Below are 9,122 nucleotides of genomic sequence, written 5' to 3' on the forward strand. Positions count from 1 at the left end.
ACAACTTCGGTCGCAGGCTCAAGACCCTCAAAGGCCTTACGCCCTACGAGTTCATCTGCAAGGCGTGGGCGTCACAACCGGAACGCTTCAAACTCGATCCGCTCCAGCAAATGCCGGGACTAAACATATAGGCTGGAGGGCTGCCCAGCCATTCTCACCGAGAGGGTGCGCCAACGGCTGCAGGATACATTCGTTCGTGGATTTGGCGTGCCAAGGCAACGGCCCGGTCATAATCGCCGACCACGTGGACGCGCAACACGGAAGAATCGAGTTCCGTCACCACGTTTTTTGAACCAATGAACACCGGGACAGTGTCCGACAGTGCGACAAGTCGAAGGGCAAAATCGATATCGCTTACAATGCATATCACTACCCCGTGGCCGTCCTCCACGCGGATCGCGTTGATGTCGTGTCGAGCAAGAAGCGCGCAAAGTTTGTCGCATTCTTCAAGGGTGGCACACGAAAACACCGGGATCTCACGAGCTACGGTCACAGAGCGGGCGTTCCCATGGCCAGTCACGATCGTACCGGTGATGACGCCGTCGCTGGTCAGCGATTTGCAAACAATGGTGACGTTGTGCGTTTCGGCGTAATGCACCGCCCTGTGGTGCAGTACCTTCGCACCATGTCCCGACATCTGTAGCATCGCGGGATAAGAAATCTCCGGAATCAGTTGTGCTCCTGCGACCAAGTAAGGGTCTGCCGTATAGACGCCTGGAACATCCGAGTAGATTTCGCAAGTGTGCTCTCCCAACATGGACGCAATTGCGATAGCTGACAGGTCAGAGCTGTTTCTGCCGAGAAACGTTAACCGACCGGACTGATCAATTGCCTGGGCACCCGCGGCAACAACGACGTCATGCTCCTGCAGTGCTGCCAGGATTGGCGTGGGGTCCACGCTTTTGATAGACGCGCGACCGAAATCCGAATTCGTACGTATTCCAAGGGAATATCCGTTCAAAGATATGGCTGGAATACTCAGCCGGCTGATGGCAGCCTCCAAAAGGGAGGCACTGAGCATCTCTCCGGTCGCAAGTGCCCCATCGAGATTTGATGGCGATGCTTGCTTGTTGACGTCGAGCATTACCGCTTTCAAGTTGCAAGTGGTGCCTGACATCGCGCTGACCACGGCAACGATTTTGTGTTCGCCAGCCGCCAGTCGGTCGGCCAGATGCCCAGCAATTCGCCCGTAGTCCTTGGGATGCAGAAAAGAAGAGCCCCCGAATTTCAGAATCGTCGCATTCATGTTCCACCAATCACGTTGTCGGCAATCTGCAAAGCTGTAAGGTCAGAGATGCTTGATCGGCACGGCACAACATTGGGAAGGGCTCAACGGGGCGGACGGTCGACCCCGGAGCGTGATCCTGTCCATCGTCGATTCCGCTGCAGCGGAAAAGAAAATCACCCCACTGTCTATGCATACAGCCTCGACTGATTAGACGCTTGCGTGCACAGAACTGTCCAATATGTCGAGACCGCGTTGAAGCGTCTCCCCATCGATCGTCAAAGGGGGAAGAAGCTTGACAACCTGGTCCTCCGCGCCGCATCGCTCTACCACCAGCCCACTTTCAAAGGCCCTGTGCACGATTTTCTCGGCCAGTTTGCCTGTATTGCAATCGATCCCGAGCATCATGCCCCTTCCGCGCACGGAAAGGCTAGGATCGCCGCTACTTTGAGCAATCTGCTGAAGGCGCTTGTTGAGAATTCGCCCTGTTTCCGTAACGCCGTGAGACAGCTTTTCATCCGTCCAATATTTTCGTAACGCAGAAGCCCCAGTCACAAGCGCGAGATTGTTGCCTCTGAATGTTCCATTGTGTTCGCCGGGCTGCCAAACGTCTATTTCAGGTTTGAGCAGCAAAAGGGATAGCGGCAGTCCACAGCCGCTGAGAGACTTTGACAAAACAATTATATCTGGCGATAAATCGGCAAATTCGAAACTGAAGAAACTACCTGTTCGTCCGCAACCTGCCTGAATGTCATCAACAATCAGAAGGACGCCGTTCCTTCGGCAAAGTAGCTCGAGCGACTGCAGCCAAATCTTGCTCGCAGGATTTATGCCTCCCTCGCCTTGGACTGTTTCCAGAATGATGGCAGCAGGAAGATCGACACCACTGCTTGCATCAGCAAGCACCTTGCCCAGATATTCCGAAGTGTCCTGATCGGCTCCCCAATAGCCGTCATAAGGCATGAACACTGCACCGACTAGCGTTAATCCTGCCGCACCCCGGTGGGTTCGATTACCCGTTACCGCAAGCGCGCCCAAGCTCACTCCATGAAAGCCGTTGGTGAATGAAATTACAGTTTGCCGACCCGTGGCCTTCCGTGCGAGCTTTAACGCCGCTTCCACGGCATTGGCCCCGGTAGGGCCGGGAAACTGAAATTTGTATGTCATGTCACGTGGACGTAATATTGTGGCGTCAAAATACTCCATAAACTCTCTTTTTGCAGAAGTAGCCATGTCTAACCCATGAATAATTCCGCCTGACTCCAGGTATTTCTTTGCGTCATTCAGAAAATCCGAATCATTGTGACCGTAGTTGAGGACGCCCGCGCCGGAGAGAAAATCGATAAACTCTGAGCCATTCTCGTCCTCGAGAATGGCTCCCGCAGCTTTCCTGAACACAACAGGAAACGTTCGAGAATACGCTCGCACGTTCGATTCGAGGGTTTCGAAGGCAAGTAAGGAGTTTGGGGTATTCTCTTCAAGCATAGTCTTTCCTCGACCAAATGATGGCGCGATAGCATCGAAACTGGAATCAAAATGGCTTCGTAGAGTTATAGACGGCAAGCTCGACCAGTGTCGCCTACCTAGAATGGTAGGATCGTCACAAACACATTGGAGAGATGTTGGATCGTCCAGCCAAGGCCGAGGCTGAAACCCAACTAGAGAGTCAACGTGAACTGGCGACCAGCACGCACTCGGTCCAGTCCCCAGCGATATCGGTCAGAACCATCTCGGCAGAAAGCTACCAGACGAGGGGGACTGCCGAAGGGTGCGGCGTCCCCAGCCCAGAACGTGCTACAAGGGCTAGTGCCACCTGCCGCTCTACGTCTTCTGCGGCCGGCATCTGCTGGCGGCAAAGCTCAGGCGTTCCAACATTCACGCCAGCAAGGGAGCGTCGAGGAGGTTGCGCGGATCGTGAGGCAAATCCGCAAGTCGTGGCCCCGAGGTCCGCGCCATCCTGCGCCGATCCCGGCTTGCCCGCGAGGCGCTGATGGCCTGGTGCGAGCAAAACCGCGTCGACTGTCTTCGGGGTCGCCCGCAACGAGCGGCTTGTAACGAAGATCGCCCCCGCCTGGCGGAAGCCTGCCGGGGTCCAAGGCAAGTGGTCAGGTGACCTGCCACTGAACTTTCATCGTGACGATTAGAGCCTCGACCGTTTCTGTTACGCCGTATCGCGCGGTTTGAGCAACCGGCGGAGACGCGAAGCCTTCATTGAGCGCAGCGTGGGAGCCGGTTGCGGCTAGGGTTCCGGCGAAGGCCACCGGGGTCTGGTAGCCGAGCGAGGAATGCGGCCTCGCGGTGTTGAAGTCCTGCCTCCATTCGGCAATGGCACTGCGGGCGTGGTCAAGGCCGAAGAACAGGCTCTCGTTCAACAGCTCGTCGCGCAGTCGGCCGTTGAAGCTCTCGATGAAGCCATTATCCGGCATGATGTTCTTGGTGCCATCGTTTGTTCGGTTGTCAGGTTCGTTAAGCTTGGCGCATCCGGGCCACGGGGCACCGGGAGCACGCAAGTGCGGGCAGGCCGTCGTATGCAGATGAACTGCGAGTTCGAGCACGTTATCTGGCCGCCCCTACGACTCGCCCGGATGCGCTGCGAGCGCGGATCCGTATTTGTCGTGTTGCCCGCTGGCTCCCTGTTCGTGACCAACGATGGAGGGAACCGTGCGTATTATCGGCATGGACATAAACCGCGTAGCCGCCGAGGTCGTGTCGTTGCTTGATGGCGAGATCGTCAAGCTCGGCCGCGTTCAAATGCTGCGCAATAAGCTCGAGGAGTTCGCCAGGAGGGAACTCACCCGCGATGATCATGTGGTGATCGAGGCGACCGGCAATGCCGCGGCCGTCGCTGAAGTGCTGTCGCCCTACGTCGATCGGATCGTGATCGCCAATCCTAAGCAGGTGCACATGATCGCGCACGCGAAGGTGAAGACTGACACGATCGACGCCACTGTCCTTGCGAAGCTCTACGCCTCGGGCTTTCTGCCGGAGGTCTGGGTTCCGGATCCGGGGACCCTTGCCCTCCGAAGACAGGTCACCAGGCGGACACAGCTGGTTCGCCAGCGTTCGCGGCTAAAGAACCTGATCCAGTCAATCCTCCACGCCCACCTGATCCCGCCGTGTCCGCATGGGACCTCGTCGGGATCAGCGGGCGCAAATGGCTGACGAGGCAAATATTGCCTGCGGCTGAGCGCGCCGCCATCGAGCGCCACCTCGGCTTGATTAACCAGATCAACGAGGCGTTGACGGTGGTCGAGGCGGATATCGCCGTACATGCCCTCCAGGATCAGACAATCCGCCGCCTGATGACGTTGCCCGGCCTCGACGTCACCGTGGCTGCGAGCGTTGCCGCGGCAATCGGCGACATACGGCGCTTCAGCGATCCACAGAAGCTCGTTGCCTATCTTGGCCTCAATCCGAGCGTGCGGCAGTCCGGTGAGGGGCCAGCCTATCACGGGCGCATCACGAAGCAGGGCCGCGGCCATGCGCGGGGGATGCTGGTCGAGGCAGCATGGGCGGCTGTGCGATCGCCAGGACCTCTTCGCGCCTTCCACAAGCGGATCGCCTCGCGCCGCGGGAAGCACATCGCGGCCGTCGCCACTGCGCGCAAGCTTGCAATGATCATCTGGCACATGCTGAGCAAGGATACCGACTACATCTGGGTCCGGCCGGCCTTGCTTGCCCGCAAGTTCAGATCGGTCGAGCTGCGTGCCGGCCTTCCGACCAGCCACGCCAGACGCGGCACCGCCTTCGACCTATAACATCCCGGCCAAGCGCGCCGAAGAACGATTCCGCGTCGAGAAGGCGGAAGCTGCCTATGCAGCCGCGACTTCCCGATGGCGAACGAGGCCGGAAAGGCCGAAGGCTGTGGAAAAAAATGCCGAATGAGAAGAACGGGCTATTCTACAACATCCGTCTGCATCGGCTTGCCGGGCGCAATGTAATGCCATTCGACGCTGTTCTGATCTGCCCAGGCGAGGATGGCGTTCGAGATGAACTCTGTGCCGTGTTCGGAAACGATCATGTCCGGCTTGCCGCGCCAGGCGATCAGGTCAGCCAGTTCCCGAGCAAGGGGCCGGCCGGAGATCGACGTGTCCGGGATCGCGGCAAGGCATTCGCGCGTCACGTCGTCGACGATGTTCAGCACCCGGAACCGCCGCCCGCAGGCGAACTGATCATGGACGAAGTCTAGCGACCAGCGCGCGTTCGGCTTCGCCTCAACCAGGATCGGCGCCCGCGTGCCGACCGCTCGTCGCCGTGCCCGGCGCTTGCGCACCGCCGGACCCTCCTCGTGGGAGAGCCGGTAGATGCGATTGACCCCTGATGGCTCGCCCTCGCGCTGGAGCAGAATGAACAGGCGTCGATAGCCGAAGCGGCGGCGCTCGTTGGCGAGGTCGCGTAACCTTGCGCAGCTCCGTCTCCGGCGGACGCCGGGACCGATAGCGGACGATCTTGCGATCGGCACCGACGAAGGAACAGGCCCGACGCTCCGACACACCCATGACGGCCTGCAGATGCGCGACGGCTTCGCGCTTGGCGGCGGACCCTACCATTTTTTTGAAAGAAGCTCGCGCAGTGCCGACGCTTCGAGCATCTGGTCGGCGAGCAGTTTCTTCAGCTTCGCGTTCTCGTCTTCCAAGGCTTTCAGCCGTTTGGCATCGGAGACGTCCATCAGCCATACTTCGCCTTCCAGTTATACAGCGTCGCCTCGGAGATCCCATGCTTGCGCGCCAGGTCGCCCGCCTTTGCTCCCGCCTCATGCTCACGCAGAACCGTGATGATCTGCTTCTGTAAACCGCCTTCTCTTCATCAGTCCGTCCTTCAATCGAGGCCGGACTCTAATCTCAGATGGAGGAAATTACCCGTGGCAGGTCACAGGTCGCACGCGTCTTTGGCGACTTTCCTGTGGTTGACGAAAGAAGGGCTGTGGCTCAGGCCGAGTGCACGACGCTGGGTGCCAATCCGCGCTTTATCGTGTCGTCCTCAAGCCAGAGCGCTAGGCGGCACGGGCGCTTTCCGTCTACCCGATCGCACCAGCGCCCATACCTGCGCGCCAATCGTTGCGGCTTTGGTTTGCCTCGTTTGTCTACGTTCTCATTTGCGCCTTGCGCCGCCTCGGCCTCGCCCACACCCGGCCCGCCGAGCCCACCTGCGGCACGATCGAGTTGAAGCTACTGAAAATCGGTGCGCGGGTCCGCGTCTCGGTACGGCGCATCAAGGTCGCGATGCTTCGGCGTGTCCCTATGCCGACGAATTCGCCCTGGCACACGCCCGAATACGGGCCGCGCCCAGATGGCGCCGCAGGACCCGAACCCTTCCCGCCAACAAAAAAGGTACATTGCACAAGCTCAAATCGCCGCACACACGCGGCGATTGCGCACCGTCTTCGAGATCGGGGCACGATACCGGCTCCTGGCCAGGCCAAAACACCGCCTAACGCCAGATGCGGTGAGAAAACGGGCTAGCAGCCACCCCGGATCTTGTCCGACTAGTGCAGCCACGACCGAGGGTGCAACTCAAGGTCTGGCGCCGTAAAGAATGCACAGTTCTTGCCAGCGTTAAAACTCTGATTGTGAGTCTGGCTTTTATCGAAGTAAGAGATCTCCTTACAATTCTATGATTCCCATGTTGATTGCCTTTATAGCAGCGACCGTTCTGCTGCCACAATCCAGTTTCCGCATCCCATTTTTTATATGGAAATTGACAGTATTATATGATATATTTAGGATTTTTCCTATCTCCCACGAAGATTTTCCTCTCGCCACCCAGCTAATGCACTCCTTTTCTCTAACTGAGAGACTAAATGGCTTCTCAACCTTCCGTCGCGCTTGCGTCATTGTACACCTCGCTCGTCGGCACGGCAGGGATGTTGCAATCTGTCGACGTCAACCGTTGCGAAAGGTGTAGCCGCACCCGTTGATCGCCGAGATGTGCGTAGAGGACCCTCGATCCCTGTGGAAAGAAGCCCCTTTGGACGAGATCGATCATCCCTTGCATCGATTTGCCCTCGTAAACGGGATCGGTAATCATGCCCTCGAGCCGCGCGCACAGACGGATCGCCGTCTTGGTTTCCTCCGATGGAACGCCATAACGCGGTATGCGTAGTCCTCGAGCAATACCACGTCTTCCTCCACAAGTTCCGTCCCGAGATCGACGAGCATCGCTGTATGTTGGGCTAGCGTTGCCGCAAAGAACCGGAACTGAGCCGGCAAAAGATCATGAAGGGCAAATCCGATCTCCTGGTTCTGTCTCGTCAAACATGCTGCTCATGCTCCGATCTGGTCGGCCGCGACATGGGTCTGACAGTTCTTAGGGCAGACGCGCCCGCAGGCTCCGCAACCAATGCATCGGCCGGCATGGTCGATGACCATGATCATGCGATTGAGCTCACCATCGAAGTCGTCGTTACCGCCATCGCAGGCGCCGAGGATTTCATCCGCATCATCGACACCGTATGCGCGTGCTGGTTCTTCTCTCAAAAAAGCAACACACCGGTTAGGGAGACCATCACTCGACTAGGCGCATTCGCATGCGGTCCGCCCTCACCCACTGTTGCCGCATCTCAATCAGCAAAGGCCATGCCAGCGACGCCTAGCCCGCATTAAGTGTATGGTTGTGCTAAGAAAAACGTACGGGCACCAACACGGCGTTGTCTTGAACCTGACATGTTTTCTGCCGCTGTCGGGTTTTGGACACGCATCGCGGCGTGGGTTGTGCCCTGCTGGGCGGGTGAAGCGACGGGCGCTGGCGCGGAGCCTTTGGCATAGCGCAGCGCGAGCGACCGTCGCGGATTGAAGGTGCTGGCGAACTCGGCCGTGATCTGCCAGGCGATTTGGGAGTGCGGCCGCGCGGTGTTGTAGTCGGCGCGCCACAGGGCGATGGCTACGCGCGCCTGAGCCAGCGAGGTGAACAGCGTCTCGTTGAGCAGTTCATCGCGCAGTCGGCCGTTGAAGCTCTCGATGAAGCCATTATCCGGCATGATGTTCTTGGTGCCATCGTTTGTTCGGTTGTCAGGTTCGTTAAGCTTGGCGCATCCGGGCCACGGGGCACCGGGAGCACGCAAGTGCGGGCAGGCCGTCGTATGCAGATGAACTGCGAGTTCGAGCACGTTATCTGGCCGCCCCTACGACTCGCCCGGATGCGCTGCGAGCGCGGATCCGTATTTGTCGTGTTGCCCGCTGGCTCCCTGTTCGTGACCAACGATGGAGGGAACCGTGCGTATTATCGGCATGGACATAAACGGCGTAGCCGCCGAGGTCGTGTCGTTGCTTGATGGCGAGATCGTCAAGCTCGGCCGCGTTCAAATGCTGCGCAATAAGCTCGAGGAGTTCGCCAGGAGGGAACTCACCCGCGATGATCATGTGGTGATCGAGGCGACCGGCAATGCCGCGGCCGTCGCTGAAGTGCTGTCGCCCTACGTCGATCGGATCGTGATCGCCAATCCTAAGCAGGTGCACATGATCGCGCACGCGAAGGTGAAGACTGACACGATCGACGCCACTGTCCTTGCGAAGCTCTACGCCTCGGGCTTTCTGCCGGAGGTCTGGGTTCCGGATCCGGGGACCCTTGCCCTCCGAAGACAGGTCACCAGGCGGACACAGCTGGTTCGCCAGCGTTCGCGGCTGAAGAACCTGATCCAGTCAATCCTCCACGCCCACCTGATCCCGCCGTGTCCGCATGGGACCTCGTCGGGATCAGCGGGCGCAAATGGCTGACGAGGCAAATATTGCCTGCGGCTGAGCGCGCCGCCATCGAGCGCCACCTCGGCTTGATTAACCAGATCAACGAGGCGTTGACGGTGGTCGAGGCGGATATCGCCGTACATGCCCTCCAGGATCAGACAATCCGCCGCCTGATGACGTTGCCCGGCCTCGACGTCACCGTGGCTGCGAGCGTTGCC

General features: G+C 58.9%; 2 protein-coding genes and 11 pseudogenes. 5 read left to right on the forward strand and 8 right to left on the reverse strand.

Going from position 1 to position 9,122, the window contains the following annotated elements:
* Window positions 1-131, forward strand: a pseudogene (locus EN850_RS33120) (IS481 family transposase); the annotation flags it as partial.
* Window positions 132-154: 23 nt separating this feature from the next.
* Here the strand turns inward: EN850_RS33120 and EN850_RS33125 are convergent.
* Together EN850_RS33125 and ectB are read right to left on the reverse strand one after the other, a co-directional pair.
* Window positions 155-1,246, reverse strand: coding sequence for a uridylate kinase (locus tag EN850_RS33125; RefSeq protein ID WP_127311130.1), 1,092 nt, complete (start codon window positions 1,244-1,246; stop codon window positions 155-157).
* 189 nt (window positions 1,247-1,435) lie between these two features.
* Window positions 1,436-2,710: a diaminobutyrate--2-oxoglutarate transaminase gene (gene ectB / locus EN850_RS33130; RefSeq protein ID WP_127311131.1), complete on the reverse strand. Its 1,275-nt coding sequence runs from the start codon at window positions 2,708-2,710 to the stop codon at window positions 1,436-1,438.
* 322 nt (window positions 2,711-3,032) lie between these two features.
* Between ectB and EN850_RS37570 the strand changes: the two are divergent.
* Window positions 3,033-3,297: pseudogene (locus tag EN850_RS37570) on the forward strand (transposase); the annotation flags it as partial.
* A gap of 33 nt (window positions 3,298-3,330) precedes the next feature.
* On the opposite strand, the pseudogene EN850_RS33140 reads toward EN850_RS37570, so the two are convergent.
* Window positions 3,331-3,642: pseudogene (locus EN850_RS33140) on the reverse strand (transposase); the annotation flags it as partial.
* Between the two features lie 244 nt (window positions 3,643-3,886).
* Here EN850_RS33140 and EN850_RS33145 point away from each other — a divergent pair.
* A pseudogene (locus EN850_RS33145) lies at window positions 3,887-5,110 on the forward strand (IS110 family transposase).
* Window positions 5,111-5,138: 28 nt separating this feature from the next.
* Here the strand turns inward: EN850_RS33145 and EN850_RS33150 are convergent.
* Window positions 5,139-6,032 (reverse strand): annotated as a pseudogene (locus EN850_RS33150) (IS3 family transposase); the annotation flags it as partial.
* A 38-nt stretch (window positions 6,033-6,070) separates the two neighbouring features.
* Between EN850_RS33150 and EN850_RS37575 the strand changes: the two are divergent.
* Window positions 6,071-6,515: pseudogene (locus EN850_RS37575) on the forward strand (transposase); the annotation flags it as partial.
* Window positions 6,516-6,828: 313 nt separating this feature from the next.
* Here EN850_RS37575 and EN850_RS33165 read toward each other — a convergent pair.
* From EN850_RS33165 to EN850_RS33180, 4 pseudogenes are all read right to left on the reverse strand, one after another.
* Window positions 6,829-7,020 (reverse strand): annotated as a pseudogene (locus tag EN850_RS33165) (helix-turn-helix transcriptional regulator); the annotation flags it as partial.
* Window positions 7,021-7,107: 87 nt separating this feature from the next.
* Window positions 7,108-7,401 (reverse strand): annotated as a pseudogene (locus EN850_RS33170) (pyridoxal-phosphate dependent enzyme); the annotation flags it as partial.
* 87 nt (window positions 7,402-7,488) lie between these two features.
* Window positions 7,489-7,677, reverse strand: a pseudogene (locus EN850_RS33175) (4Fe-4S binding protein); the annotation flags it as partial.
* Window positions 7,678-8,024: 347 nt separating this feature from the next.
* Window positions 8,025-8,192, reverse strand: a pseudogene (locus EN850_RS33180) (transposase); the annotation flags it as partial.
* A 244-nt stretch (window positions 8,193-8,436) separates the two neighbouring features.
* Between EN850_RS33180 and EN850_RS33185 the strand changes: the two are divergent.
* Window positions 8,437-9,122 (forward strand): annotated as a pseudogene (locus tag EN850_RS33185) (transposase); the annotation flags it as partial.

It is taken from the genome of Mesorhizobium sp. M8A.F.Ca.ET.207.01.1.1 (assembly GCF_004794715.1).
Lineage (GTDB): Bacteria > Pseudomonadota > Alphaproteobacteria > Rhizobiales > Rhizobiaceae > Mesorhizobium.

Coding starts and splice junctions, on each gene's coding strand:
- EN850_RS33125 (WP_127311130.1), bottom strand. CDS start 1,246: ATGAATGCGACGATTCTGAAATTCGGGGGCTCTTCTTTTCTGCATCCC.
- ectB (WP_127311131.1), bottom strand. CDS start 2,710: ATGCTTGAAGAGAATACCCCAAACTCCTTACTTGCCTTCGAAACCCTC.